This window comes from Streptomyces pactum, assembly GCF_002005225.1.
GTDB classification, from domain to species: Bacteria; Actinomycetota; Actinomycetes; order Streptomycetales; family Streptomycetaceae; genus Streptomyces; species Streptomyces pactum_A.
The window spans coordinates 433,929-459,388 of record NZ_CP019724.1; the positions used below are offsets into that span (position 1 = coordinate 433,929).

General features: G+C 71.4%; 25 protein-coding genes. 12 read left to right on the plus strand and 13 right to left on the minus strand.

The window, feature by feature from the left end; genetic code table 11:
• Positions 1 to 198: 198 nt before the first annotated feature.
• Entirely contained in the window at positions 199 to 1,596 is a 1,398-nt protein-coding gene (locus tag B1H29_RS01805) for a DEAD/DEAH box helicase (RefSeq protein WP_079159957.1), read from the plus strand.
• Positions 1,597 to 1,706: 110 nt separating this feature from the next.
• Complete coding sequence (nadE, locus tag B1H29_RS01810) at positions 1,707 to 2,537, plus strand: ammonia-dependent NAD(+) synthetase (protein ID WP_055421448.1); 831 nt, start codon at positions 1,707 to 1,709, stop codon at positions 2,535 to 2,537.
• Positions 2,538 to 2,679: 142 nt separating this feature from the next.
• Here nadE and B1H29_RS01815 read toward each other — a convergent pair whose 3' ends face one another.
• Entirely contained in the window at positions 2,680 to 2,880 is a 201-nt protein-coding gene (locus tag B1H29_RS01815) for a hypothetical protein (RefSeq protein ID WP_055421447.1), read from the minus strand.
• Between the two features lie 304 nt (positions 2,881 to 3,184).
• On the opposite strand from B1H29_RS01815, the gene B1H29_RS01820 reads away from it, so the two are divergent.
• From B1H29_RS01820 to B1H29_RS01835, 4 genes are all read left to right on the plus strand, one after another.
• Entirely contained in the window at positions 3,185 to 4,030 is an 846-nt protein-coding gene (locus B1H29_RS01820; RefSeq protein WP_055421446.1) for an MIP/aquaporin family protein, read from the plus strand.
• A 24-nt stretch (positions 4,031 to 4,054) separates the two neighbouring features.
• The gene (gene glpK / locus B1H29_RS01825; RefSeq protein WP_055421445.1) at positions 4,055 to 5,572 is read left to right on the plus strand and encodes a glycerol kinase GlpK; all 1,518 of its coding nucleotides are present in this window, start codon (positions 4,055 to 4,057) and stop codon (positions 5,570 to 5,572) included.
• Between the two features lie 68 nt (positions 5,573 to 5,640).
• Complete coding sequence (locus B1H29_RS01830) at positions 5,641 to 6,732, plus strand: AI-2E family transporter (protein ID WP_055421444.1); 1,092 nt, start codon at positions 5,641 to 5,643, stop codon at positions 6,730 to 6,732.
• Positions 6,733 to 7,126: 394 nt separating this feature from the next.
• Complete coding sequence (locus B1H29_RS01835) at positions 7,127 to 7,828, plus strand: GOLPH3/VPS74 family protein (RefSeq protein ID WP_063787565.1); 702 nt, start codon at positions 7,127 to 7,129, stop codon at positions 7,826 to 7,828.
• Here the strand turns inward: B1H29_RS01835 and B1H29_RS01840 are convergent.
• Positions 7,818 to 8,876, minus strand: coding sequence for a hypothetical protein (locus B1H29_RS01840; RefSeq protein ID WP_055421442.1), 1,059 nt, complete (start codon positions 8,874 to 8,876; stop codon positions 7,818 to 7,820). The genes B1H29_RS01835 and B1H29_RS01840 overlap by 11 nt on opposite strands.
• The gene (locus B1H29_RS01845; RefSeq protein WP_055421441.1) at positions 8,869 to 9,846 is read right to left on the minus strand and encodes an LLM class flavin-dependent oxidoreductase; all 978 of its coding nucleotides are present in this window, start codon (positions 9,844 to 9,846) and stop codon (positions 8,869 to 8,871) included. The genes B1H29_RS01840 and B1H29_RS01845 overlap by 8 nt, the downstream gene beginning before the upstream one ends.
• A gap of 64 nt (positions 9,847 to 9,910) precedes the next feature.
• On the opposite strand from B1H29_RS01845, the gene B1H29_RS01850 reads away from it, so the two are divergent.
• Positions 9,911 to 10,183, plus strand: a complete 273-nt coding sequence (locus B1H29_RS01850; protein ID WP_055421440.1) for a helix-turn-helix transcriptional regulator — start codon at positions 9,911 to 9,913, stop codon at positions 10,181 to 10,183.
• A 53-nt stretch (positions 10,184 to 10,236) separates the two neighbouring features.
• Entirely contained in the window at positions 10,237 to 10,647 is a 411-nt protein-coding gene (locus B1H29_RS01855) for a hypothetical protein (protein WP_159027759.1), read from the plus strand.
• A gap of 101 nt (positions 10,648 to 10,748) precedes the next feature.
• On the opposite strand, the gene B1H29_RS37905 is transcribed toward B1H29_RS01855, so the two are convergent.
• Positions 10,749 to 10,928: a hypothetical protein gene (locus B1H29_RS37905; protein WP_055421438.1), complete on the minus strand. Its 180-nt coding sequence runs from the start codon at positions 10,926 to 10,928 to the stop codon at positions 10,749 to 10,751.
• Between the two features lie 202 nt (positions 10,929 to 11,130).
• Between B1H29_RS37905 and B1H29_RS01865 the strand changes: the two genes are divergently transcribed.
• Positions 11,131 to 12,414: a M16 family metallopeptidase gene (locus tag B1H29_RS01865; RefSeq protein WP_063787563.1), complete on the plus strand. Its 1,284-nt coding sequence runs from the start codon at positions 11,131 to 11,133 to the stop codon at positions 12,412 to 12,414.
• A complete protein-coding gene (locus tag B1H29_RS01870; RefSeq protein ID WP_055421436.1) occupies positions 12,411 to 13,727 on the plus strand; it encodes a M16 family metallopeptidase in 1,317 nt (438 codons plus the stop codon). Before B1H29_RS01865 ends, B1H29_RS01870 begins: the two co-directional genes overlap by 4 nt.
• Before the next feature lie 77 nt (positions 13,728 to 13,804).
• On the opposite strand, the gene B1H29_RS37910 is transcribed toward B1H29_RS01870, so the two are convergent.
• From B1H29_RS37910 to B1H29_RS01920, 9 genes are all read right to left on the minus strand, one after another.
• Positions 13,805 to 13,942, minus strand: a complete 138-nt coding sequence (locus B1H29_RS37910) for a hypothetical protein (protein ID WP_159027760.1) — start codon at positions 13,940 to 13,942, stop codon at positions 13,805 to 13,807.
• Positions 13,943 to 13,996: 54 nt separating this feature from the next.
• On the minus strand, positions 13,997 to 15,286 hold the full coding sequence (locus B1H29_RS01875) for an ABC transporter permease (protein ID WP_079159960.1): 1,290 nt from the start codon (positions 15,284 to 15,286) through the stop codon (positions 13,997 to 13,999).
• Entirely contained in the window at positions 15,283 to 16,212 is a 930-nt protein-coding gene (locus tag B1H29_RS01880; protein WP_055421435.1) for an ABC transporter ATP-binding protein, read from the minus strand. Before B1H29_RS01880 ends, B1H29_RS01875 begins: the two co-directional genes overlap by 4 nt.
• A 69-nt stretch (positions 16,213 to 16,281) precedes the next feature.
• On the minus strand, positions 16,282 to 17,055 hold the full coding sequence (locus B1H29_RS01885) for a class I SAM-dependent methyltransferase (protein ID WP_055421434.1): 774 nt from the start codon (positions 17,053 to 17,055) through the stop codon (positions 16,282 to 16,284).
• A gap of 18 nt (positions 17,056 to 17,073) precedes the next feature.
• Positions 17,074 to 17,715 carry a flavoprotein gene (locus B1H29_RS01890; protein WP_055421433.1) on the minus strand — a complete coding sequence of 214 codons (642 nt, stop codon included), beginning with the start codon at positions 17,713 to 17,715 and terminating at the stop codon, positions 17,074 to 17,076.
• Positions 17,712 to 19,550 carry an ABC transporter ATP-binding protein gene (locus B1H29_RS01895; RefSeq protein WP_063787549.1) on the minus strand — a complete coding sequence of 613 codons (1,839 nt, stop codon included), beginning with the start codon at positions 19,548 to 19,550 and terminating at the stop codon, positions 17,712 to 17,714. The genes B1H29_RS01890 and B1H29_RS01895 overlap by 4 nt, the downstream gene beginning before the upstream one ends.
• Positions 19,551 to 19,612: 62 nt before the next feature.
• The gene (locus tag B1H29_RS01900) at positions 19,613 to 20,674 is read right to left on the minus strand and encodes a T3SS effector HopA1 family protein (RefSeq protein WP_055421432.1); all 1,062 of its coding nucleotides are present in this window, start codon (positions 20,672 to 20,674) and stop codon (positions 19,613 to 19,615) included.
• A complete protein-coding gene (gene lxmK / locus B1H29_RS01905; RefSeq protein WP_159027761.1) occupies positions 20,671 to 21,792 on the minus strand; it encodes a class V lanthionine synthetase subunit LxmK in 1,122 nt (373 codons plus the stop codon). Before lxmK ends, B1H29_RS01900 begins: the two co-directional genes overlap by 4 nt.
• Before the next feature lie 1,203 nt (positions 21,793 to 22,995).
• Positions 22,996 to 23,442 carry an Lrp/AsnC family transcriptional regulator gene (locus tag B1H29_RS01920; RefSeq protein WP_234393174.1) on the minus strand — a complete coding sequence of 149 codons (447 nt, stop codon included), beginning with the start codon at positions 23,440 to 23,442 and terminating at the stop codon, positions 22,996 to 22,998.
• Positions 23,443 to 23,518: 76 nt separating this feature from the next.
• On the opposite strand from B1H29_RS01920, the gene B1H29_RS01925 reads away from it, so the two are divergent.
• Both B1H29_RS01925 and B1H29_RS01930 read left to right on the plus strand, forming a co-directional pair.
• A complete protein-coding gene (locus B1H29_RS01925) occupies positions 23,519 to 24,427 on the plus strand; it encodes an SMP-30/gluconolactonase/LRE family protein (RefSeq protein ID WP_055421429.1) in 909 nt (302 codons plus the stop codon).
• 148 nt (positions 24,428 to 24,575) lie between these two features.
• Positions 24,576 to 25,391 (plus strand): SAM-dependent methyltransferase, encoded by an 816-nt coding sequence (locus B1H29_RS01930; protein ID WP_055421428.1) that lies wholly within the window; start codon positions 24,576 to 24,578, stop codon positions 25,389 to 25,391.
• Positions 25,392 to 25,460 lie beyond the last annotated feature (69 nt).

The window sequence follows — 25,460 nt, forward strand, 5'->3', positions numbered from 1 at the left end:
GCCGCGGGGGCCACGTCCGTACTCCCCCGGAACGGCGCGGAGCAGGTGTCCCTCGCGAGGTCCGCCGGTGCTGTCCGGACCGCCGGACCGCTGACCGCCCGCTGGTAAACTGGGGCCACGCTTTGAGGCGCCCGGGTCCGTACCGAGGGGTACGGACCCGGTCGTGTTCCGGGCGCCTGATCAGGAGGGTTCCCCCGCATGAACGCGAAGCCGTCGCCGGCCACCGGAGTTTCCCGGGCCGGCGAGTCCCAGTCCACGACGGCGCCACCGGAGCCGGCGGACCAGCCGCCGGTCACGCGTTTCGACGCGCTCGGACTTCCGCCGGCGCTGGTGCGGACGATGACCGGCCTGGGGGTGACCAGGCCCTTTCCGATCCAGGCGGCGACCCTGCCCGACGCGCTGGCCGGCCGCGACGTCCTCGGCCGCGCGCGGACCGGCTCCGGCAAGACACTGGCCTTCGGGCTCGCCCTGCTCGTCAGGACCGCGGGGCGGCGTGCGGAGCCGAAGCGGCCGCTCGCGCTGGTCCTGGTGTCGACACGGGAACTCGCACAGCAGGTGAGTGACGCGCTGGCACCGTATGCGCAGGCGCTGAACGTGCGACTGGCGACGGTGGTCGGCGGACTGGCGATCAACCGGCAGGCGGCGCTGCTGCGCGGCGGCGCCGAAGTGGTCGTCGCGACGCCGGGGCGGCTGGCCGACCTGGTGTCGCGCCGTGACTGCCATCTGAACGACGTGCGGATCACGGTGCTGGACGAGGCGGACCAGATGTGCGACCTGGGCTTCCTGCCGCAGGTCACCGGCATTCTGGACCAGGTGCCCGCCGACGGGCAGCGGCTCCTCTTCTCGGCCACGCTCGACCGCGACGTCGACCACTTGGTGCAAAGCCACCTGCACGACCCGGTGCTCGCGTCGGTCGACCCGGCGTCGGGCTCGGTCACGACGATGGAACACCACGTGCTGACCGTCCACCCCGCCGACAAGTACGCGACCGCGACCGAGATCGCCGCACGCGACGGCCGGGTGCTGATGTTCCTGGACACCAAGGCCGCGGTCGACCGGTTCACCCGCCACCTGCGGGCCAGCGGCGTGCGGGCCGCCGCCCTGCACAGCGGGAAGTCGCAGCCCCAGCGCACGCACACCCTCGCCCAGTTCGTGGAGGGCCAGGTCAGCGTGCTCGTGGCAACCAACGTCGCGGCGCGGGGCATCCACGTCGACGCGCTCGACCTCGTCGTCAACGTCGATCCGCCGGCCGACGCCAAGGACTACGTGCACCGCGGCGGGCGCACGGCGCGCGCCGGACGGTCCGGGAGCGTGGTCACCCTGGTCACGCCCGACCAGCGGCGCGAGGTGAACCGGATGATGTCCGACGCGGGAGTCCGGCCGACCGTCACGGCGGTGCGCTCCGGCGAACAGAAACTCACCACCATCACCGGTGCGAGACGCCCGCCGACCGGGCCGCGGGCCGGCGACGGCAACGCCCCCTTCCGAGGTCTGGGCGACCGTTCGGGCCGTCCCGCGAAGGAGTCCCGCAGGACCGCCGAGGCCCGCAAGGCCGCCGAAGCCCGCGCGGCGGCCCGGGTACGCAAGGGCCGCTGACCGGGGGCGGGCCCGGCCGGGGCGGGCGAACGCCCCTGGGTAGGGTGAGTGGGGAAGCACCCGTGACAGGCCCCATGAGAAGGCCCCTGCGGGCCGGACGAGGAGCGGAATTGAGCGAGTCGGCGTCCATCGCCCTGCAACTAGAGATCGCCCGGGAACTGGAGGTCGCGGAGACCTTCGATGCCGAACGGGAGATCGAACGCCGAGTGGCCTTCCTGGCCGAGCGGCTGACCTCCACCGGTCTGCGCTCCCTCGTGCTCGGCATCAGCGGCGGTGTCGACTCGACCACCGCGGGCCGGCTGTGCCAGCTCGCCGTCGAGCGGGCACAGGCCGAGGGACACGAGGCGGCCTTCTACGCGATGCGGCTGCCTCACGGGATCCAGGCCGACGAGCACGACGCCCAGCTCGCGCTCTCCTTCATCAAGGCCGACCACGTGCTGACGGTGGACATCAAGCCGGCGAGCGACGCCGCGCTCGAGGCGCTGATCGCCGGGGGTGTGACGTTCCGTGACGCCCGGCACCAGGACTTCGTCCAGGGGAACGTCAAGGCCAGGCAGCGCATGATCGCCCAGTACGCCGTTGCCGGAGCGCACGACGGCCTGGTCGTGGGCACCGACCACGCCGCCGAGGCGGTCTCCGGCTTCTTCACCAAGTTCGGCGACGGCGCCGCCGACCTGGTCCCGCTGACCGGTCTCACCAAGCGCCGTGTGCGTGCCGTCGCGGACACGCTGGGCGCGCCCGCCGAGCTGGTGTGGAAGGTCCCGACGGCCGACCTGGAGACCCTCGACCCCGGCAAGGCCGACGAGGACGCCCTCGGGGTCACGTACGAGGACATCGACGACTTCCTGGAGGGCAAGCCGGTGGACGAGCAGGCCGTCAAGAAGATCGTCACCCGGTACCGGCTGACCGACCACAAGCGCCGGCTGCCCATCGGTCCGTGAGGGGGCGGCCCCGGGTCACCGTTCACCGAGGCCGGTGGCGAGCCAGTCGGTGATCGTGTGGTGCCGGGGGCTCCGGCAGGACGGCTGGGCGCTCGGTGCGGACCGCCGCCGGCAACGGCGTCGGCCGAGCGGGACGGCTGAATCAGCCGGGCACGGGCCGGAGCGGGAAGCGCCTGCCGGTCAGCCGCTCCGACAGGTCCCACAGGCGGCGGCCGGTCTCGGCGTCCGCCGCCGCGGGTGACAGCCGTGCCCGTGTCGGCCCGCCGCGCGGCTGCGCCAGGGCGTCCGTCCCGATGGACCCGCCGCTGCGCGCACTCGGGTCGGTCGCCGCGCACGACTGCACCAGCGCACCCCGGTCCGCAGACCGGGCGAGCGGGATGAGACGCGGCCGATCAGCATTCCGCCATGGCGCTGACCGCGTGCAACACCGAGCTCCGGCGCCGGAGCGACAGCGACGGTGTCAGGGCCCCCTCGAGCTGACCGCCCGCGCCTTCGCCGTGGTCGCCCGGCCCGGAGCACACCGGCTGATGAGGAGGGGTCAGCCGGACGGCCGTACTCGGTGTGCGGCTCGCCGCTCAGGAACCTAATCTTCCGGATGAGAGGCTCAGACAGTCGATGCCGGTTCAGCCGGCGGAAGGTGAGCTTCCATGGCTGAACGACTCAAGAGATCAGGCTTGATCGGTGAACTGTCGGCCGAATTCGCCGGCACGATGATCCTCATCCTCTTCGGCTGCGGTGTGGTGGCCCAAGTGGTCGCGGGCGGTGCCCTCACGGACCCGGAAGGCGGCCTCGGGAACCACGACAGCATCGCCTGGGCGTGGGGGCTCGGTGTCACGCTGGGCGTCTACGTGGCGGCGAGGCTGAGCGGTGCCCACATCAACCCCGCCGTGACTGTCGCCCTCGCCGTGTTCAAGGGGTTCCCGTGGCGCAAGGTGGTTCCCTACGCGCTGGCGCAGACGGCCGGCGCCTTCGTGGCCGCTCTCGTGGTCCGCTGGAACTACACCGAAGCGCTCGCGAAGGCCGACCCCGGCCACACCATCAAGACGCAGTTCGTGTTCTCCACGCTCCCCGCCAACGGGAACACCGCTCTCCCGGTCCACGAGTGGGGCGCCTTCCGCGACCAGGTCATCGGCACCGCCATCCTCCTGCTGCTGATCCTGGCCCTGACGGACATGGCGAACACACCGCCGGGCGCGAACCTGGCACCCTTCATCATCGGCCTGATCGTGGTCGCGATCGGAATGGCCTTCGGCACCAACGCGGGCTACGCCATCAACCCGGCCCGCGACTTCGGCCCCCGGCTGGCCAGCTTCCTCACCGGATACGGCGGAGCATGGCGAGATCAGTACGGGAACCTCTACTTCTGGGTACCGATCATCGGCCCGCTGATCGGTGGCGTACTCGGCGCGGGTCTGTACAAGGTTTTCGTCGGCCGGTTCCTGCCCACGGCGGAACCCGAGCCGACGGGGCGCGTACCGGCGCCCGAGGACTGACACCGGCCGGAGAGGCGGCACAGCATGGCGGACTTCATCGGCGCGGTGGACCAGGGGACCACCAGTACCCGATTCATGATCTTCGACCACGGCGGCAACGAGGTGGCGAAGCACCAGTTGGAACACGCCCAGATCCTCCCCCGCTCCGGGTGGGTGGAGCACGACCCGGTGGAGATCTGGGAGCGCACCAACTCGGTGATGCAGAACGCGCTGCGTTTCAGCGGGCTGTCGGGGACCGACCTGGCGGCCATCGGCATCACCAACCAGCGGGAGACCACGGTGGTCTGGGACCCGCGCAACGGCCGCCCCTACTACAACGCCATCGTGTGGCAGGACACCCGCACCGACGCCATCGCGGCGGGCCTCGAACGTTCGGGCCGCGGCGACGTCATCCGCCGCAAGGCCGGACTGCCGCCGGCGACCTACTTCTCCGCCGGGAAGATCCAGTGGATCCTGGAGAACGTCGACGGCGTGCGCGAAGCGGCGGAAGCCGGCCACGCCCTCTTCGGCAACACGGACGCCTGGGTCCTGTGGAACCTCACCGGCGGCCCCGACGGCGGCATCCACGCCACCGACGTGACCAACGCGAGCCGCACCATGCTGATGGACCTGGAGACCCTCGACTGGGACGACGAACTGCTGGGCTTCTTCGGCATCCCCCGGTCGATGCTCCCGGCCATCAACCCCTCCTCGCACGCGGAGGCCTACGGTGTGGCCCGGACCTCCCGGCCGCTGCGCGCCGCCGTCGCCATCGGCGGGGTACTCGGCGACCAGCAGGCGGCCACCGTCGGACAGGTGTGCTTCGCGCCCGGCGAGGCCAAGAACACCTACGGCACCGGCAACTTCCTGGTGCTCAACACCGGCACCGAACTGGTCAGGTCCCAGCACGGCCTCCTCACCACCGTGGCCTACCAGTTCGGCGACAGCCCGGTGGTCTACGCGCTGGAGGGCTCCATCGCGGTGACGGGGTCGGCCGTGCAGTGGCTGCGCGACCAGATGAAGATCATTAAGACGGCGGCCGAGAGCGAGGAGCTCGCCCGTACCGTCGACGACAACGGCGGCATGTACTTCGTGCCCGCCTTCTCCGGCCTGTTCGCCCCCTACTGGCGTTCCGACGCCCGCGGAGCGATCGTCGGCCTGGCCCGGTACAACGACAACGCGCACCTGGCCCGGGCGACCCTGGAAGCCATCTGCTACCAGAGCCGCGACGTCGTCGAAGCCATGGAACAAGACTCCGGGGTCCATCTCGACGTGCTCAAGGTCGACGGGGGCGTGACCGCCAACGACCTCTGCATGCAGATCCAGGCCGACGTCCTCGGCGTGCCGGTGAGCCGTCCAGTCGTCGCGGAAACCACCGCACTCGGCGCGGCCTACGCGGCGGGACTGGCCACGGGATTCTGGCGGGACACCGATGAACTGCGCACCCACTGGCACGAGTCCAGGCGCTGGGAACCCCAGTGGTCACAGGACCGGCGCGCGCAGGGGTACGCGGGGTGGAAGTCGGCGGTGGAGCGCACCCTGGACTGGGTCAAGGTCGGCTGACCGGTTCCCGTCCCGGGAGGAAGGACTCGATCGCGGAGGGCAACCGGCGTCGCCATAAGGTGATCCCCATGTCTGCCAGATTGAGTTCCGCGAGGACCCGCGCCGGGCTCCGCACCAGCGCGCGCACCTCTGCCGAGTTGTTGCTCATACTTGTGATGCTCGCGGTGGTCCTGTGGGTCCTCGGCCGCATGTGGTCGGTCGTGTGGCCGCTGATAGTCGGTCTCCTCCTGACCACGTTGACCTGGCCCTCGGCCCGCTTCCTGCGGCGGCACGGGTGGCGTCCCGCCTTGGCCGCGGCGGTGGTGACCGTGGCCTTCCTCCTGGCCGTGACGGGCATCGTGGCGCTGATCGCGGTGCCGATGTCCTCCCAGACCGACGAGTTGACCGACGGCGTGGTGGAAGGCATCGCCCGGCTGCGCGACTGGGCCGCGGGACCGCCGCTGAACATCGGCGACGACCAGATCACCGGTGCCCTCGATTCCGCGATGGCGCGCATCCAGGACAGTGTCGGCAGCGTGGTCACCACCGTGGCCACCGGCCTGAGCACCGTGGTCAACGGCCTGATCACCGCGGTCCTGGGCGTCTTCCTGATGTTCTTCTTCCTCAAGGACGGGCCGCGGTTCCTGCCCTGGCTCACCCGCCAGTTGCCCGGCCGGCTCGCCACGGACGTGCCGGCCGTCGCCCTGCGCGGCTGGGAGACCCTGGGCTCCTTCGTGCGGTCGCAGGCGCTCGTGGGTCTGCTCGACGCCGTCTTCATCGGCCTCGGACTGTGGATACTGGACGTGCCCCTCGTACTGCCCCTGGCGGTGCTGACGTTCGTGTCCGCCTTCGTGCCCATCGTGGGTGCCCTGTTCGCGGGCTTCGTCGCGGTGCTCATCGCCCTGGTGTCCAACGGCCTGACGGACGCGCTGATCGTGCTGGCGATCATCGTCGTGGTGCAGCAGTTGGAGGGCAACGTGTTCCAGCCCATCATCCAGAGCCGCGGGCTCGGTCTGCACGCGGCGGTGATCCTGCTGGCGGTGACACTCGGCGGCAGCCTGGCCGGGATCGTGGGCAGCCTGCTCGCCGTACCGGTCGCCGCGCTGATCGCGGTGGTCTGGAACTACGTCCGCGAGCAGCTCAGCGACCCGCAGGAGGAGCCCGCCGCGGCCGACGCCTGAGCGGCGGGTCGGTCCGCGGCGCCGCGCGAAGCCGTCTGCGCGCCGTGCGCCTTCAATGACACCGGGCTGGTTGGTCACCGACTTCTCCCGCACCGGCGAACAGTGGGCCGTGCGCGTCGACTCCGCGTACTTCGGTTCGACGTGCGCCGCCGGGCCGGTTCCGGGACATCTGGTCGACACGTGCCTGCGCCCTCTTCCCGCCCAGGCGACACGCCGGTTCGCGAGGAAGGGGCGGCATCTGCATGGCTTCCGGCTTCGACACCGCCGTGTCCCGGTGGCCGGGATCGGCCGTGTGGGAACGGCGGTGCGGGTAGGCGCGTCCCAGAGAGCAGAGGTGAGGACCTTCAGCACCGACGACCGGCCCCACCCGGACACCGAAGGAACGGACACAGCGATGGAACCCCCCACGGCAACCTCCACGGAGACCTCCGAGGCGGCCTCGGCCACCCTGGGCGAGCAGCTCCTGCTCCTCTCGCTGGACGACGAGTCCGGCACCGCCAGGGAGCCGGCGAAGGTCGCCCCGGCGATCGCCGCGGCCGCGCTGGTGGAACTCGCACTGGCCGGCCGGATCGACGTGACCGGTGACAAGGTCACCGTCGTCGACGCGACGCCGCTGGGCGAGCCCGCCCTGGACGCCGCGCTCGACGCCGTCGCCGGCAAGGAGAAGCCGGGCAGCACCAAGGACTGGATCAACCGGCTGAAGACGGACGCCGTGGCCCGGGCGAACACGGGCCTGATCGAGAAGGGGCTGGTCCGCGAGGAGAAGAAGAAGGTGCTCGGCCTCTTCCCCGTGCGCCGGTACCCGGAGGCCGACGGCTCGGTGGAGGCGGCGGTACGGCAGCGCCTCCACGCGGTCGTCCTGCAGGGCGCGGCGCCGGACGAGCGCACGGCGAGCCTGGTGGCCCTGCTGCACGGAGCCAAACTGCACCGCCTGGCCTTCCCGGGCGCCGACGCGCACCGGGTGGAGGCGGCCATGGAATCGGTCTCGCGGGGCAGGTGGTCCGCGACGGCGGTACGTCACGTCGTGAAGGCCGCGGAGGACGCGCTGACGGCGATCATCACGGTGGTGGTGACGACGACGGTCGTCACGACCTGACGCTCCCGGGGGCCGTACCCCAACGGAGGGCGGGGGCGCCGTCCTCGGCGAGCGCCTCCGCCAGCAGGTCGCAGTATCGGCGCAGGTCCTCGTGCCAACCGACGAACGACGCGTAGTCCCGCATGTGGACGGCCAGTCGGAGTGTGGCCGCGCGTTCGGTGCCGGGCGGGAGGGCGGCGACGCCGGCGGTGCCGGTGCCGTCGGCGTAGCCGGAGAGCAGGGCGTGCGCCGCCGCCGGGTAGTCGACCGGAGGTCCCTGCCCGGCGGCGCCGAGGCCGCGGGCGGCGGCTGCGTTCAGTTCGTGCAGTTCCCCGAGGATCCAGCCGAGGTCGAGGGCCGGGTCGCCGCCGGTGACCTCCTCACCGGTGAGCAGGGCAGCTCGGCCGCCGGCGGCGGAGGGGACCAGCCAGCCGGTGCTCGGCGCGCCGTGCAGCAGGACCGCGCCCGAACCGCGGGTGTCGTTCGCGGCCTCGGACCAGTCGGTCAGCCGGCTCCACAGTGAAGGGCCGAGCCGGGTGCGGACCAGTGCGCGCAGCCGGGTCGCTCCCGGGGTGGTGTCCTCCCCCACGACCCAGGCGCGAAGCCGCCGCAGGCCCGGGTGCGGCGGCCGCTCGGGGAAGTCCCACGGCTCCCGGTGCAGCCGCCGCAGCGTCCTGCCCGCGTCCGCCAGCGCACTCACCGCGAGCCGGTGGGCGGTGCTGTCACCGGAGGGCAGCAGCCGGGCCACCGAGACGGCGCCCTGCACCCGGTACAGCACGCCCTGGGGTGCCTCACCGTCCGGCGCCGGGCCACCGGCCCACTCCCCCAGGGCGAGCCGGGCGCCGGGCCGGCCGTCCGCCGCGTCACCGACGGCGACGTCGGACCGGCGCAGGGCCGCCTCGACCGCCGCCGTGGGAAGGCGCTGCGGACGGGTGTGGGCCGGCCCGGGTGCGCGCAGCCAACTGAATGCCGTGCCCCCGTGGTACCGCACGGTGATCCGCAGATAGCGGGTGCCGTACTCGCGCACGGTGACCGGCTCGGCTTCCGAGGCGGTGACCGGCTCAGCCACCGTGCCGCCGCCGGACCGCCTCGATGATCTCCCGGACGTCCCGGAACGCCGCGTCCCGGCCCTCGGTGAAGAGCACCCCGCCGCAGTTGAGGATCACCTCGTCCACCCCGGCGCCCCGGTACTCGTCGAGGCGGGCGGCTATGTGGTCCGCCGAGCCGAACACGTAGGTGCCGCTGTCCACCAGGGCGGCGGCGCCGGCCCTCGGGTCGGACGGATCGGCCCGCACACCGGCGCGGCGCAGCATGTCGGTGTAGTGGTCGGCCACCAGGTGCCCGGCGGCGGCCGTGTGCGCGAGGACGTACGGGTCCCGGCCGCTCCGCTCGACCGCGACATGGACGGCGGTCGCGACGCGGCAGCGGGCGTCCCGGTCCTTTGCGCCTTCCTCCAGGGCGGGCAGCAGGGTCCCGGCGACGTATCCGGGCGGGGTCATCCAGGTGATGGCGACGTCCGCGACGCCGCCGGCGGTGCGTGCCATGTTGGGGCGCAGCACTCCCACGCCGACCTCCACGCCCGGGTGGTCCATGGGGATCAGCCGCCCGCGCAGCGCGTGGTAGTCGCCCGCATGGTCGACGATCTCTCCGTCCAGCAGCGAGCGGACCGTGCGCAGGTAGTCGGCGGCCATCGTGCGCGGGCTGGGATAGGTGCGTCCGTTGAGGCTGCGTACGAACGCCGGTGCGCCGACGCCGTATCCGGCCACCACCGTCCTCCCGGTCAGCAGGGCGAGGGAGCGGGCCTGCAGGGCGGCCTCGTAAGGGTGGCGCAGCGGCATCAGGGTCACGCCGGTGCCGACGGGGACGCGTACCCCGGCGCCGGCGAGGTGGGCGAACGCCTGGTGGGTCTCCAGCTTGAGCGACTGGCCCGTCCACAACCGGCGCGCGCCGGTGTCGCGCACCAGCTCGGCGAAGGGCCGCAGGGCGTCCGGGGTGTCGGGCATGTTCGGCACGAGCACGCTCGGGAGCACGTCGGTCACAGGTAAGCCTTCCTTCCCGTAGCTATTTCTTGACGGGTTGTTGTGTTAGCACTACATTTCTTGCATGAGCCCAGTGAGTCATCGCGAGGGAATGCCGATCTACAACCAGTTGAGAGTGCTCCGCGCGGAGCGCGGTCTCAGCAGGGTCGCGCTGGCCGAACTGGTGGAGGTACACCCGCAGACCATCGGCGCCATCGAACGGGGTGACTACTTCCCGAGCCTCGATCTGGCCTTCCGCTTCAGCGACGTGTTCGAACTTCCGGTCGAAGCGATCTTCAGTCGTCAACCCTTCGTCCCGCTCTCCGCCCAGTTGTACAAGAAGGAGGAACGCACGTGAGCCGGGAAGGTTCCGACGGGACAACGAGTGGGGTCCGCAGCCCCATGCGCCCCGTGGCACTCTCACTCTGCGCGCTGAGCGCCGCCATGGTGGCGCTGTCGCTGGTCTCGGACGGCAACGCGTTCTCCGACTCGTGGTGGCTCGTGGGCTTCGTCCTGTGGCTGTTGCTCTGGGGCGTGCTGCGCTCGATGACCCGGGGGGTGGCCGAACGGCCGGTGGCGGGACTGGATGAACGCGAGCGCGGGCTGCGCGACCGGGTCTCCTTCATCGGGTACCAGTGCGCGATCGCCGCCGGCATGGCGGTCGTTCTGCTCATGGTCGTCTTCCAGAACGACCCCGGGATGATCGAGCGGATGCCCGCGCTGCTGACGACACTGATGCTGACCTCGTCGGCGCTGCCCTCCATCATCCTGGGCCTGTCCGACACGGGCGTCGAGGACTCCGAGTCCTACCAGGACGAGTGATCCGACCGCCGGGTACCGGCGACCCACTATCGTGCGACAGGGCGGGTGCCCACCGATTGCGGCGGTGGGCACCCGCCCTGTTTCTCAGCGCGTCACGCGATTCAGCAGGAGTGGTCGAAGGTGTTGTCGATCGACACCGCCGAGATGGCGGACGCGGCGGAGATGCACGCCTGCGACGAGGTGGTGATGGTGATGGTGGCGCCCGGAGCCTCGACCGCGGGAACGATCTCGTCGGCGGCGGCGTAGGCGGAGTAACCGCTGATGAGGGACTGGGTGTTCATAATCACTCCCATGGGTGTGAGCGGAATCGGTTGGTGACCGGGGCGGCGCTTCCGGCGATGGCGATCACGTGCCCCGGTCGTGTCAGAACCATTCCCCGGCCGGTGTCGCGATGGCAATGGAGTTGGCCGCATGCGGACATTGGCCGCTATCGGTCAACGCCCTCCGTTGAGTGGGAAGTTGCCTCGTTCTATGCTCACCCGGATGATCCGAACTCAGTTGCACCGCCTGGAATTGGACAATGGTCTGCGGGTGCTGCTGGCACCGCATCCCGTCGGCGCCTCGGTCGGCCTCGCGGTGCATTACGGCGTCGGATTCCGCACCGAGCCAAAGGGGCACACCGGCCTCGCGCACCTCTTCGAACACCTTGTCTTCCAAGGCGGTCACGGTGCCGCACCCGAGGGGTATCTGCCCCGGCTCCAGCGCGCCGGCGGTTTCGGTGACGCCAGAACCCGCCAGGACGTGACGGTCTACTACGCCGCCGCTCCGGCCTCCGCCATGGAAATGCTGCTCGCGCTCGAAGCGGACCGAATGCGTGCCCCTTGTATTACCGCGCAGACCCTGCGCACGCAGACCGCGGTGATCGACGAGGAGATCCGCCTCATGGTGCGGAATCGCCCGTACGGCGCATTCCCCTGGGTGTTGCCGGGTGCCCTGCACTCGCGCGCGGAGAACATCAGGGACGGGTACGGCGAAACCGCCGACCTCGCGGCCTTCGACATCCCGCGGTGCGAAAGGTTCTTCGCCGATCACTACGGACCCTCGAACGCCGTGGTGACACTGACCGGCGCGTTCGACCCGGGATCGGCGGAACGTCTCGTACGCAGCCACTTCGAATCCGTGCCGGCGCGTCCGTCGGTGGCCGCGCCGGACGGGCACGAGCCGTCGCCGGATCGGGAGCGGCGGCTGACGGTCGCCGACCCGCACGCCGGAACGCCCGCCGTGGCGGTGGGTTACCGCATGCCGGATCCGGTGACCGAGCGCGCCGACTACCTCGCGCATCTGGTCCTGGCCGCGCTGCTCGGCCAGGGCAGACGGGCCCTGCTGCGTCGCGGACCGGCCGCCGCGCGGATGACGAGCCTCTCGGTGGGCTGCGGCCTCTTCGGACTGCCACTGGACACGACGGGGCCCGATCTGCTGACGCTGTTCGCCGTGCACGAGCGCGGTGCCGAGGACGTTCTGGCCGCGCTGGACGGCACGCTGCAGACCCTGGCGGAGGACGGGGTCGACCCGGGTCTGCTGCGTGCCACGACCGCGCGCTGGGCCGCGGGTGCGCTGCGTGAACTCGGCGATCCGGGCACCCGGGCGCAACTGCTCGGCCTGCGCGAAGCACTGTTCGGCGAGGCCGAGTTGACGCAGACGCTGCCGGAGCTGGTACGGACCGGGGTGACCGGGGAGCAGGTGCGCCGGGCCGCCGGCCGGCTCACCTCCTCGCACCGGGCTGTCGTGCGCTTCGTACCGGCCGGGGTACGCGGGAAGGCGGCGTGACCGGGGGCTCGGGGCCGGGCGCCGCGGACGGGCGGCTGCCGCTGCCCGACGTCGACACCACCCTCGTCAATGGACTGCGTGTGGTGGTCTGCTCGGCCCCCGTCGTCCCCGTCGTGGAGATCCGTCTCACCATCCCGTACACCGCGAGGATGCCCGGCGAAGTGACCCGGTGCCAGTTGCTGGCCGCGTCCCTGCTGCGAGGCACCGCGCACCGGGACACGGACGCCCACGACTTCGCTCTCGCCGCACACGGCGCCACCCTGGACGCCGCCGCGGACGCGCACCGGTTCACCTTCGCCGGGCACACCATGGCCGACGGTCTGCCCGACGTGCTCGCCCTGCTGGCCGAGAGCGTCCTCGAGCCGCGGCTGACCGAGGACGCCGTCAGCCCCCAGATCGAGGCGCTGGTACGCCGTATCCAACTGGCCGCCCACCAGCCGGCGGCCCTCGCGCAGCACGCGCTGCTGCGGCACCGGTACGGCGACAGGACCGCCGCCCTGCGGCAGCCGGCGCCCGAACCGGCAGCCGCCTGCACGCCGGAGGACCTGGCCGCACTGCACGCGCGGCATCTGGGCGCCCGGGGCGCGGTGCTCGTGCTGGTCGGCGACCTGCGGCCGAAGGACGCCGTCGCCGCGGTTACGGACGCCTTCGGGGCATGGGAGCCGGGGCCGGCGGACGACCGGCCCGACGCGTCGTCGTGGTTCGCGGGCGGACCGCTGCTCCGGGTGGACCGGCCCGGCGCCGTCCAGAGTGTGATCCGGCTCGCCACCCCCGCGCTGCCCCGCACGGACCCGGGTTACCCGGCCCTGCATCTGGCGCAGTTGGTCTTCGGCGGATCCTTCGCCTCCCGGCTGGTCGCGTGCCTGCGCGAGGAGAAGGGATACGCGTATCAGCTCGGTTCGGGCGTGGAGTCGGTGCCGGGGGCCTCGACGCTGATGGTCGAGGCCGACACCGCCGCCGAGCACACCGTGCCGGCCCTCGCGGTGATCAGGGCGGAGCTGGAGCGCATGGCGGCCGAGCCGCCGTCGGCGGGTGAGGTGGACGCCGCCCGGAGCTACGCGGTCGGCTCCACCGCCACGGCGATGTCCTCGCCGGGCGCGCTGGCGTCCGGTCTGGCGAACCTGCTGCACGTCGGTGTCGGTTCGGACTGGCTGCACGACTGGGGGCCGCTGCTGGAGGGCGTAACGCACGACGCGGTCGTCGAGGCGGCCCACCGGTTCTTCCGTCCCGCCGGTTTCACGGGGGTGGTCGTCGCCGACGAGGCGGCGGTGGCGCCGCTGCGCCGGGGCGACACCGGCGAACTCGACTTCTGACGGATCGAGGGGGCTGTGCCTCCGCGTGGTCCACGCGGAGGCACAGCCCCCTCGGGGACGTGCGCCGATCGGGCGGGTCAGCCCCGGCTCTTCTTGATCCCCGCGATCACGGCGATGACGAGGGCGATGGCGATGACGATCCAGAGAGTGGTGCTCATGAGGTACTCCTCGGTTGTCGGGTGGCCCGGCGGGCCGGGTGGACGGGGGCGGGGCACGAAGGACTGGAGCGGGCGACGGACAGGACGGAGGCGACGGCCAGGGGCGCTTCCTCAGCGCAGCCTCAGTGCCTCGGCGAGCGGAACCCTGGAACCGCTGCGCAGCACGCTGTTGGCATACATCCGCCCGGCGACCCGGGTCATCGCGGCCAGCGCGGCGGCCGTCAGGACCAGGGAGAGGGCGATCTGCCAGACGGGGGCGACACCGAGCAGCGTGCGGGCCGGCATCAGGATCGGGCTGAGCGGCGGTACGAGCGACAGCCACTCGATCAACGGATCGTGCGCGTTCTTGCTCAGCAGGGCTATGCCCAGCACGAACGGCGTGGTGATGAGCAGCATCACCGGTTGCGCCACGCCTTGGAGATCCTCCTGCCGTGAGACGCGCGCGGCCGCCGCGGCCAGCATGGCGGCGAAGAGGAAGAAGCCGAGCATGAACCAGACGCCCAGCGTCACCAGAGTCCCGCCCAGGGCGGTCGGCAGGGTGACGGTTCCGGTGCCGTGCGCGAGGGCCACCGCCGCGCCGCCGAGCAGTACGAGCTGGGTCAGGCCGACCACGGCCACCCCGATCAGTTTTCCGGCGAGGAGCTGCCAGGGGCGAATGGTGGAGAGCAGCAACTCCACGACGCGGCCGGCCTTCTCCTCCACCACGCCCTGCGCCAGCATGATCCCGTAGAAGACGAAGAAGAAGTACAGCAGCCCGGTGGAGGCGAGGATCAGCGCGAACTGCTCGGCCGCGCTGTTCTCCGAGGGGTCCAGGGCGTCGACCTCCACCGTGGCCGAGGCCACGCGTTGCCTGAACTCCCCGGGGTCCACGCCCGCGCGTTCCAGTTCCGTGGCGGTGCGTTCCCTGGCAGCGGCGGCCCGTGTCACGGCGAGCAGGTCCTCGTCCGCTTCGTGTTCCACGGTCAGGGTGAGCTGCCCGCCGGCTCCGCCGCCGATCACGGCGGCCAGTTCCCCCTCGCGCAGGAGCCGGTCGGTACGGGTGCCCTCGACGGGGACGAACTCGAAGCCGCCCGTCTCCTCGGCCGCCGCGGCGAGCGCCGGGCGCAGCGCCGAGGCTTCTCGTTCGACACCGACCCTGGTCGGCCCGTCCTGGGCGACGACGATGATCAGGGCATAGGCGCCGAGCCCGAGCAACAGCCCCAGGGTGCTCAGGACGAAGGACTTCGTCCGCATCCTGCTGCTGACCTCCCGCCGGGCGACCAGGCCGACCGCCCTGCGCGCCGACAGCGCGGCGGTATCGGCCTGCGGGCCCGCGGTGCCACGGCGCGGGGTGGGATTCCGCTCCCCGTCCGGTGTGTCGGGACCGGTCGCTCCGTGCGACGCCCGTGTCGTCGCGCTCATCGCTCGCCGCCCTCGGCCCGGTCGTCCGTCCCGGTGACCAGGTCGCGGTACAGCTCGGTCAGCGGCGGGTGTTCGGACACGAAGGCGGAGACCGGCCCGGTGGCCAGCGCCGCGTGCAGCACCCGCTGGTCGTCCGCGCCCTGCGCCAGGCGGAGCCAGGTACGGGCGCCCTCGCGCCTCACGACCTCCACGCCCGCCAGCCCCGCGGCCCAGTTCCCGTCCGCCTCCGGGGCCTCGACCAGCAGCCGGCGGCCGGCGTTCTCGCTCAGCTCCCGGACCGTCCCGCAGGCGATCAGCCGCCCGCCGCCGACGATGCCCACCCGGTCGCAGACCCGCTCGACCAGCGCCAGTTGGTGGCTGGAGAACATGACGGGCACTCCGTCGGCGGCCCGCTCGGCGAGCACGTCGCGCATGACGTCCACCGCCACCGGATCGAGTCCGGAGAAGGGCTCGTCGAGCACCAGCACCCTCGGTCCGTGGACCAGCGCGGCGGCCAACTGCACGCGCTGCTGGTTGCCCAGGCTCAGGTTCTGGACCTCCTGCGAGGCGTGGGAGGAAAGCTCCAGCCGCTCGATCCACCGCCCCGCCGCGGCCCGTGCGGCGGCCGGGGACAGGCCGTGCAGCTCCCCCAGGTACCTCAGGTGCTCGCCGACCTTCATCCGGGGATAGAGGCCCCGCTCCTCCGGCATGTAACCGAACTGCCTGCGGGCGTCGAAGCCGACCGGACGGCCGAGCCAGCGCACCTCTCCCGCGTCGGGCGTGAGCACTCCGAGGACGATCCGCATCGTGGTGGTCTTGCCGGCTCCGTTGCTTCCCACAAAGCCGAACAGCTCACCGGCGCGGATGTCGAAGGTCATGTCGTCGACGGCCCGGCGTCTGCCGTAACTCTTCCGTACGCCATCGACCTCCAGCGTCGGCCCAGCCATGTCACACCTTCCGATGCAATGCGTTGACTCACTGAAGTATTGCTTTAACACAACAGCTCGTCAAGTTACTCATACGCTTTGGCGCTCCACCACATAGATGTGCTTCTCCGCTTGGTCCGTGACCGGGCTGCGGTCCCAGTCGGCCCAGCGGCCGGTCACACGCAGACCCGCGAGCCGGGCCATCACGTCGAACTCGGCCGGCCAGGCGTAGCGGCTGACCTCCGGCACCTTCCGCAGCCGGCCGGAGTCCATGATCGTGTGGACGACCAGGACGGACTGGAGCGACTGGTTCACCTGGATCGTGTCGAGCAGCAGGGCGTCCGGCGCCAGATGGCCGACCCGGGTCGTGGCCTCGGTGAGCCGGTGATAGACCTGCGGGTTGTACGTCTCGAAGACCGCCGCACCGCCGTCCGCGAGCGCGTCGTGGATGCCGCGCAGGCAGTTGATCTGCTGCTCCTGGGTGGGGAGCATGAAGAAGGTGTTGAGCGCGGTGAGGACCAGGTCGTACCGCTCGTCGACGGCCAGCGCGCCGAAGTCGCCCACCGAGGTGGTGACCTCGCCCGTGGGGTCGTTCTCGTGGAGTTTCGCCAGCATCGCCGGAGAGGCGTCCACACCGTGCACCCGGTAGCCGTGCCGGGCCAGCGGGATCGCCAACCGCCCGGTGCCGACGCCCAGTTCGAGCAGTGATGCGGGTGCGGGGCGCAGCTCCCGCAGGAAGGCGACCATGGAGTCGACGGCCGGTCCCGAGGCGGGGTAGAGCGAGTCGTAGACGTCCGCCAGCGACTCCCCGTACGCGCTGCTGTCCTCGGCGGTCGCCCGCTGCCGGGGTGCTTCGGTGGTCATGTGTTCCTCCGTGAGGTGTCAGGCGGATGCGTGTTCCTGCTCGGGCCCGGTGTGGCCGCCGGCCTCGGGTGCGTCGAGCACCGCCCGCAGCCCGTCGGCCGCGGTTAGGACTTCGGGGAAGGACGCGGGCGCCCACGCCTCGCGCTTCCCACTGGTCGTACTGCGTCCGGGGTGGGGCGGGACGACCACCACGTTGCGGCGCGCCCGGAGCCGGGCGGTGTGTTCCGCGTACGCCGCGCTCTCCGCGCCGCCGGGCGGCAGGGCGGGCGCGAGTGCGATCGCCGCGCGCGTGCACTGAAGCGCGAGGACGGAGGGCGAGTCGCCCAGTCCGGCGGCCAGCCTGGCCAGGTAGTTGAGCGTCGCCGGCAGCACCACGACCGCGTCGGGCCACTGGGCGAGGTCGACATGCCGGGCCCTCGGCTCGGGCTCGTCGGGCCACCGGTCCACCAGTACGTCACAGCCGCCGATGGCAGTCAGCGCGTCGCGGGTGACGAACCTGGTGGCCGCCTTGGTCAGGACGTAGCGCACCTGCGTCCCCGGGTGCCCGGCCTGCAGCCAACTGGCCCAGAAGGGCAGGTGCGCGGCGGTCACGGATCCGGTCCCGATCACCAGCAGGCGGCGCGCCCCCACCGGTTCCCCCGCGCTCGTCGTACCGGTCACCGGGCAGCCGCCCCGGCCACCGGAGCGGACGGCACCGGGCCACCGGACGGCGTGGCGCCGGGATCCGCCGGGACGACGCCGGCCGCCCGCCTGACCGGGTCGCGCAGCGACTGTCCGTGCACCAGTTCCTGGTAGAGCGCGGAGCGCGTCAGCAACTCCTCGTGCGTGCCCCGGTCGACGATGTGCCCCTCGTCCACGACCACGATCAGGTCGGCGTCCTGCACCGTGGAGATGCGGTGGGCGACCACGAGCACCGCGCGCTCGGCGGCCAGGGTGCGCATCAGCGCCCGCAGCCGTTCCTCGTTCTCGCTGTCGAGCTGTGAGGTCGGTTCGTCGAAGATGACGACGCGGGTGTCCCGCAGGAGGACGCGGGCGGCCGCCAGCCGCTGCCGCTGGCCCCCCGACAGGTCCTCGGCCCGTCCCAGCTCGGTGTCGAGACCGTCCGGCAGCGCTTCGACGGCACCGCGCAGCCCCAGGGTCTCCAGCGCCCGCCACAGCTCCGCGTCCGGCAGCGACCGGTCCCGTCCGAGCTGGAGGTTCTGCCGCACCGTGCCCTCCACCAGGGTGAAGCTCTGGTCGACGTAACTGATCTCGCCGCGCAGTTGGGTCAGGGGCCACTCCTCGACCGGCCGCCCGCAGACGGAGATGCGGCCCGACTCCGGCAGAAGGAAGCGCTCGGTGAGCGCGAGCAGTGTCGTCTTTCCCGCTCCCGACGGCCCGACGATGGCGGTGAGTCCCCGTGCGGGGGCCGCGAAGGCGGCTTCGTGGATGATGGTGCGCCCGCCGTCCGTGTACGTGACGTCGTCGAACTCCACCGCGGGCGCGGTCGGCGACGGCTCGACCGGGGAGGTCGCCCCGGGGCTCTCCGGGGCGACGGTGAGCACGCTGTTGAGCCGTCCGCGCGCGGCCAGGCCGCTCTGCATCCGGGCCACGCCGGAGACCAGCAGGGTCAGCGGCGCGACGAGTTGCAGCAGGTAGACGATGAAGGCGGCGAACTCGCCGATGCCCAGGTCCCCGGAGGCCAGCCGGGCGCCGCTGGTCACCATCACCGCGATGATCGAGAGCTGCTGGCCGAACTGCATGGTGGGTCCGACCAGGGCGGTCACCCGCGCGACCGACACGGCGGCCTTGCGCGCGTCCTCCACGCTGTGGCCCAGCGCGGACGCCACCTGGCGTTCGGCGAGGAACGCCTTGACCGTGGGCAGGGAGAGAACGGCCGCCGTCATCTGCTGCGACATGGTCCCGATGGCGTTCTGCTGACGCTCCACACCGCTGCGGATCGAGCGCACGCACAGGAAGATGCCGGCACCGGCGACCGAGAAGGTGGCGAGCACGACGAGCAGCAGAACCCAGTCCAGCACGCCCATGGCGATCAGGGTGCCGACGGCCAGGAAGAGCGAGGACGGTATCTGCGCCACCCCGACGTCCACCACGGAACGCAACTGCGTGCTGTCGGAGTTGGCGCGCGCGACCAGGTTGCCGGCCCCTTCGCGCCGGACCCAGCGCAGCGGCAGGGTCAGGATGTGCGAGACGATGCGGAAGCGCGCCTCGGAGACCAGGCCCTCACCGGCACGGGCGAGCAGGTAGGAGGAGAGCGCCGTCGCCAGCCCGGCGCCCACCGCGAGGCCCGCCATCATGAGCAGCGGGCCGACGGGGCGTTCGTCCCCGGCCAGAGCCATCACCAGATCGCGGACCTGAAGGGGAAGGACGAGGGTGGCTGCGGCGGACAGGAGACTCAGCACCACCGCGGCGGCCACGGTGGCCCTCCGGCCCTCCAGGAGCTGGGTGAAGACACGCAGTTCGCGGGTGTCGTCCGGACGTGGTTCTCTGGCCATGCTGCTGGACCTCCTGCGGTGTGCGGTCGGGTCGGGCCACCGTCGTTCGCGCGTCCGGCGGTTCAGGCCGGCCGGTGGGCCCCGTGCCACGGCCAGTCGCCCGAGTCGAGGTTGCGGGCAGGGTCGGCGGGGTCCACGTTCGCCGCGACGCACGCCGCGGCCAGCTCGGCGGCCGTCGGACGCTCGCGCCGCTGTTCCGCGGCGGCCACGAAGGCCCGCGCGACCACGTGCGCCCGGTGTTCGCCGAAACTCAGTCCACGCATGCCCGTACGGTCGTCCTTCGGTTCCCACGCGGCTGTCACCCCGGGCGCGACCTCATGGGCGAACGCGGGGGCGGGTCCGTCCGGCAGGCCGGTGGCCAGAGCCTCCTCGGTCACCGCGCCGACGGCGTCCCAGGAGCCCGAGCTCAGGTAGACGACCATGCCGTCGTTGCGCGGCAGGCTCGCGGGATTGGAGATGATTTTCGCTCGGTAGGTGACGGAGCGGCTCTCCAGGGCGCTCAGTACGGCGTGCCACAGCTCGGGGGCCGCGTCGGCGTCCGCGATTCGGAGATAGAGCCGCAGCAGGTCGCCGCCGCCGGTGCGGCCCGTGCCGCTGTCCACGAGGAAGAAGCCCGGCGATACGAGTGGTCGGGCCGACGGGAGGTTCATCAGCACCACCGGGCGGCCGGCGTCGCCCGACGTGCGCCCGGTCCTCCGCAGCGTCAGCGCGTCCGGGACGCCCACCCGCAGGCCGTCGATCTCCACGACCCGCCGGCCGGTGGCCGAGCGCCGGTCGGTGAGAATTCCCGCGACGACCGTCTCCGGATGCGGTGTCGCCTTCGCCAGCCGTCCCTCGTATTCGGGCGCGCGCAGGGTCCTGGGCGACTCGCGGTCCTTGACCCCGCGCCCGGTGTGCAGCACCTCGTACAGGGTGCGGGCGAGGGCGAAGCGCATCGCCGACGGGGACTCGGCGGTCACCTCGTCGTCCCGCACCCGGGCCGTCCGGCCGTCCGGCGCGATATGCACGTCCTCCAGCGCGAGGCGGAGACCGGCCGACAGCACCGGCGCGGGTGCCCCGGTCACGGCGGGCCGCTCCGCCGTCCGCTCCCCGTGCGGGACGGACTCCTCGGTGCGCGTGCTCATGACGCCTCCCCCAGTCCTATCGTGCCGACGAAGTTCCGCGGGTCGAGCAGCGCGGTCCTGCCGATGCCCGCCGCCGCCCGCACGATGGCCGACAGCCTGCCGCTCTCCCTGGTCGAGGCGATCAGCCGGTCGATCAGATGCCAACCCGCGTAGGACGTGGCGCGCACCACGAGTCCGTCGTCGTCCGGACCGCCGCCCTCGCGGTAACCGCGGTGGAACGCGGAGATCAGCGGCAGCACACGGTCCAGTTCCTCGCTTCCGCGCGCCACGACCTCGTCGTGGGTGAGCACGGCCGAGAACGCGTCGTCCGTCTCCTGTGCGGGAATCCTGAGCACCGCGCGGTGCAGCCATTCGCCGACGTACGCCCCGACATCGCGTGCCGGGTCCCCCAGCCGGAACTCCTCCCAGTCGTTCACGTGGAACGCGGTGTCGGTGAGCAGGAACTGGTCCAGCCTCAGGTCGCCGTGGACGGGCACGCGGACGACGTGTGTCTCGGCCGCTCGCAGCCGCTCCAGTGCCTCGAGCAGCGCGGCGTCGCGCTGTAACAGCCCCCACGCCTGGACGAAGGCACCGGTGGCGTGGACGTACATCTCCAGCGGCAGCGACCGCAGGTCGTCGACCGGCGGGAACGGGTGGGGATCCGGCTCGGGGAAGTCCTCGTCCCGGAACGGGAGTCGGTGCAGTGTGGCCAGCGTCCGGCCCGCCTGGGCCGACATGGACTCGGTGAACTCCTTTTCCGCGGCGAGTTCACTGCCGGACCTGATGTCGTCCAGCATCCGGAACACCAGCAGCCGATGTTCCTCGTCTCCACCGAGGAATTCCGGGCGAGGAAAGGGACGGAGGCCCGCATTGGCGAGACGCTCGAACGCGACGATCCTTCGGTAGCGCTTCCGGGATTCCTCGGGGCTCCCTTTCAGCCGTTTCACGAATACCGAATTACCGGCGTCCGTGACACCGGACCAGTTCTCGTTCCGGCCGGGATAGGAATAGACCTCCGAAGCGCTCAGGGAACCCAGCCGGAGTTGCATCAGGAGCTGTTCGACCGATGCGTCCACGGGACTGTCGACAGCCGACGCGGAAGGCCGGCCCTGCGGGGGAGTGATCGTTTCGCCTGCCACAGACGTTTTCTATCGCGGGGCGAGGCCGAGGGACAACGAAGTGACCGCAATCGGCCACCGGGGCAAGGATGCGCCGTGTGCCGTGCGGGACGACGCCACCGCCGGTGCGACCGCCACCGGGCTGCCCGGGCACAAGGCGGCGGCCGTCGACGGATTCCTCCCCCGTCGACGGCCGCCGCCGCATACACGCCTTCGTCTTTACGCCTTCTCCGCCCGTGCCACTCAGATGATTCTTCGACGCACGGCCCAGACCACTGCCTCTATCGGAGTTTCCACGTCGACGCGGTCACATATCGACCGTACTTTGCGCCGCAAGGTGCGGTCGCTCATCTCCATACGGCGAGCCACCTGTGTCATGGTGCAGCCCTGCGAGACAAGTTGAAGGATTCTCAAGTGATCGTTTCCTAGTCTGAGGTGGGAGTCTCTTAAGGATGTATTACGATTCACCTATCAACCTCGTGGTCGTCCGACGGTGGGGCGCCTGGCTCCGATGCACTGGAACACTCGAGGAAGGACATGGCTCAGGCCTGCTGAATAGCCGCCAGCAACAAATTGCTTGGACAGTCAGGTGAGGGCGGGAGGGACCGTGACGTCCTGATTCATCTCGCTCAGAAACAAGAGCTTCCCCCCTCGACTGCGACCTCGTGAAGCGGTGGTCAATCCGCGGCACCGAGCGTGCGCTCAGTATCGAACCATCGACTCCACTTGATCAAGACTTTACTCATGTGTCCGGCGTCACACCATGGTTATTGCACGGAATTCAAGGTTCCGGATGTAACGGGCCAACTCCCGGGGCCCGCAATGCGCCATCGCGCTTCTGGCTATTCTCTGGAATCAGGACCGCGTATCAGAGAGCACCGCGGCACGAACGTGCGGGCGACGACCGATGAGCGCCCGCCCGCCGCCCGGCCGGACACCGCACCGGTGCGCCACAGGCATGGAACTCGCGCGCAGCCTCGGCCGGACGGGCCTTGAGCGGAGGCTCGCGGCGTCGACGGCGGCCGGTCCTGTGCCGCGGGGCCACCATGGCCGGGGAGTTCGTCCGGCTCCACCGTCCCGTCGGCCCGACCGGCTTCGTCGTCCGTCCGGACGGGTACCTGCGTGCCCGGTTCCCCCTCGCCGACGCCGGCGCGACCCCGTCCGGCCGGCTCCGGAGGCTTTCCGCGTCCTGGTGCCGTTCCGGGAGCGGACGGGGGCAGGCCGCTAACCGGCGGCCAGCGGCCGTTCGAAGAACGTCTCGAGCACGACCGTCGCCTGGGTACCGCTGACCCCGTCGATCGCGTAGAGGCGGCGCAGCACGTCCTGGAGCCGCTCGGTGGTGGCGGTGCGCACCTTGACCAGGACGGCCGCGCTGCCCGCGATGACGTGCGCCTCCTGGATCTCCGGCACCGCGGCGAAGTCCTCGGCCCGGTCACCCATCCACGCCGTGGAGTCGACCAGCACGAAGGCGAGGACTCCGCGGTCGAGCGCCTCGGGGTCGACGTCGACCGTGGTGGCCCTGATGACGCCCTGTTCCCGCAGCTTGCGGACGCGCTCGTGGGCGGCGCCCGCCGACAGGCCGACCTCCTTGCCCAGAGCGGCGTACGGCCGGGTCGCGTCCCGCTGGAGCAACGCGATCAGGCGACGGTCGATCTCATCCACTGATTTCATCCACAGACCGTACCTGATTCGGAAATGTGCGTGCTACGTTGAATGACATTCTGATCACTACTGCTGAGAGGACACCATGTCCACCGACGGCCCGTACGAGATCCTGAACGACCGCTTCCGCACCGGGCGCTGTGCGAACGGTGACAGCAGACTGGAGGTCCTGCACGACGGCTGCCGCTGGGCCGAGGGCCCGCTGTACGTGCCCGCCTGGCGCCAGTTGATCTGGAGCGACATCCCCAACGACCGCATCCTGCGCTGGGACGAGGCCACCGGCACGGTCGGCGTCCTGCGCACCCCGGCCGGCCACAGCAACGGGAACACCCTCGACCGGCAGGGCCGCCTGGTCACCTGCGAACAGGGCAACCGCCGGGTCACCCGCACCGAACCCGACGGGACCGTCACCGTCCTCGCCGACCGCTACGGCGGCAAGCGGCTCAACAGCCCCAACGACTCCGTCGTACGCTCCGACGGCACGATCTGGTTCTCCGACCCGGACTTCGGCATCACCAGCGACTACGAGGGATATCGCGCCGAGTCCGAGATCGGCGCGTGCAACGTGTACCGGATCGACCCGGCGTCGGGAGAGGTCCGGCTCGCCGCCGACGGCTTCGACGGGCCCAACGGCGTCATCCTCTCCCCGGACGAGCGGCGGCTGTTCGTCTCCGACTCCCGGGCCGCCCGGATCCACGTGTTCGACGTCCGCGAGGACGGCACGCTGTCCGACGGCAGGGTTTTCGCGAAGGCCCGGGGCGACGTGCACTTCGACAACATCCGCTTCGACGACGAGGGCCGCCTGTGGGCCGCCGCACTGGACGACGGCGTCCACTGCTACGACCCCGACGGCACCCTCATCGGCCGGCTGCGGGTGCCCGAGCCGGTCTCCAACATCGCCTTCGGCGGCCCGAAGAACAACCGCCTGTTCATCACGGCCACCACGTCCCTGTACTCACTGGTGATGTCGGTGACGGGCGCGCCGCGCCTCTAGGGCCCGACCGGGATCACGGCAGGTGACCAAGGGTGACCAGGGGCAGCCGGGCCGGCGGTGAAACAGCGAACCGGTGTACAGGAAAGGGCCGTTGCGACGTAGGTTGTGGTGAAGCACCCATGCCTCGGCTGAAAGACGGACCGTACCCATGAGCGACCCCGTGACGACACCCGGCACCGCAGGGCACCAGAAGATCGACACCTCGGTGCCGCACTCGGCCCGGATCTGGAACTACTGGCTGGGCGGGAAGGACAACTACCCGGTCGACGAGGAGGCCGGCGACGCGTACACCGCCGTGTTCCCCGGCATCGTGACCATCGCCCGCAGCAGCCGCGCCTTCCTGCGCCGCAACATCACGTACCTGGTCGCCGAGGCGGGTGTCCGGCAGTTCCTCGACATCGGGACCGGTCTGCCGACCGCCGACAACACCCACGAGGTCGCCCAGCGCATCGCCCCCGAGACCCGGATCGTCTACGTCGACAACGATCCGATGGTCCTCGCCCACGCCCGTGCGCTGCTCTACTCCACTCCCGAGGGGGCGACCGCCTACATCGACTCCGACGTGCTCGACCCCGACGGTGTCCTGAGGGACGCCGCCAGGACGCTGGACTTCGACCGGCCCGTCGCCCTCATCCTCAGCAACATTCTGGGTCACGTGGCGGACTACGACCAGGCGCGTTCCATCGTCACCCGGCTGATGGACGCCCTTCCGTCCGGCAGCTACCTCTCCGTCAACGACGGCTCACGAGGCGTCGATCCGGAATTCGACCGGGCCCAGGACGCCTACAACGAGAGCGGCGCCGCTCCCTACATTCTGCGCACCGTCGATCAGATCACGGCGTTCTTCGACGGCCTGGAGCTCGTGGACCCCGGGGTCGTGCCCGTCACCCGCTGGCGTCCGGAGGCCGGCTCCGACGCCCCGGCGCTCATCGGCGAACACGGCGGCCTGGCCCGCAAGCCGTGACGCCCTGACCGCGGACGGCATCACCGGGAGCGGCGCCACGAGCGCCCACCGCCTGGAGGGTCGGCGTAC

Excerpts from the sequence above, each read along its gene's own strand:
- B1H29_RS01805 (WP_079159957.1), top strand. The coding sequence starts at position 199 with ATGAACGCGAAGCCGTCGCCGGCCACCGGAGTTTCCCGGGCCGGCGAG.
- B1H29_RS01820 (WP_055421446.1), top strand. The coding sequence starts at position 3,185 with ATGGCTGAACGACTCAAGAGATCAGGCTTGATCGGTGAACTGTCGGCC.
- glpK (WP_055421445.1), top strand. The coding sequence starts at position 4,055 with ATGGCGGACTTCATCGGCGCGGTGGACCAGGGGACCACCAGTACCCGA.
- B1H29_RS01830 (WP_055421444.1), top strand. The coding sequence starts at position 5,641 with ATGTCTGCCAGATTGAGTTCCGCGAGGACCCGCGCCGGGCTCCGCACC.
- B1H29_RS01835 (WP_063787565.1), top strand. The coding sequence starts at position 7,127 with ATGGAACCCCCCACGGCAACCTCCACGGAGACCTCCGAGGCGGCCTCG.
- B1H29_RS01850 (WP_055421440.1), top strand. The coding sequence starts at position 9,911 with ATGAGCCCAGTGAGTCATCGCGAGGGAATGCCGATCTACAACCAGTTG.
- B1H29_RS37905 (WP_055421438.1), bottom strand. The coding sequence starts at position 10,928 with ATGAACACCCAGTCCCTCATCAGCGGTTACTCCGCCTACGCCGCCGCC.
- B1H29_RS01865 (WP_063787563.1), top strand. The coding sequence starts at position 11,131 with ATGATCCGAACTCAGTTGCACCGCCTGGAATTGGACAATGGTCTGCGG.
- B1H29_RS01875 (WP_079159960.1), bottom strand. The coding sequence starts at position 15,286 with ATGAGCGCGACGACACGGGCGTCGCACGGAGCGACCGGTCCCGACACA.
- B1H29_RS01880 (WP_055421435.1), bottom strand. The coding sequence starts at position 16,212 with ATGGCTGGGCCGACGCTGGAGGTCGATGGCGTACGGAAGAGTTACGGC.
- B1H29_RS01885 (WP_055421434.1), bottom strand. The coding sequence starts at position 17,055 with ATGACCACCGAAGCACCCCGGCAGCGGGCGACCGCCGAGGACAGCAGC.
- B1H29_RS01895 (WP_063787549.1), bottom strand. The coding sequence starts at position 19,550 with ATGGCCAGAGAACCACGTCCGGACGACACCCGCGAACTGCGTGTCTTC.
- B1H29_RS01900 (WP_055421432.1), bottom strand. The coding sequence starts at position 20,674 with ATGAGCACGCGCACCGAGGAGTCCGTCCCGCACGGGGAGCGGACGGCG.
- B1H29_RS01920 (WP_234393174.1), bottom strand. The coding sequence starts at position 23,442 with ATGAAATCAGTGGATGAGATCGACCGTCGCCTGATCGCGTTGCTCCAG.
- B1H29_RS01925 (WP_055421429.1), top strand. The coding sequence starts at position 23,519 with ATGTCCACCGACGGCCCGTACGAGATCCTGAACGACCGCTTCCGCACC.
- B1H29_RS01930 (WP_055421428.1), top strand. The coding sequence starts at position 24,576 with ATGAGCGACCCCGTGACGACACCCGGCACCGCAGGGCACCAGAAGATC.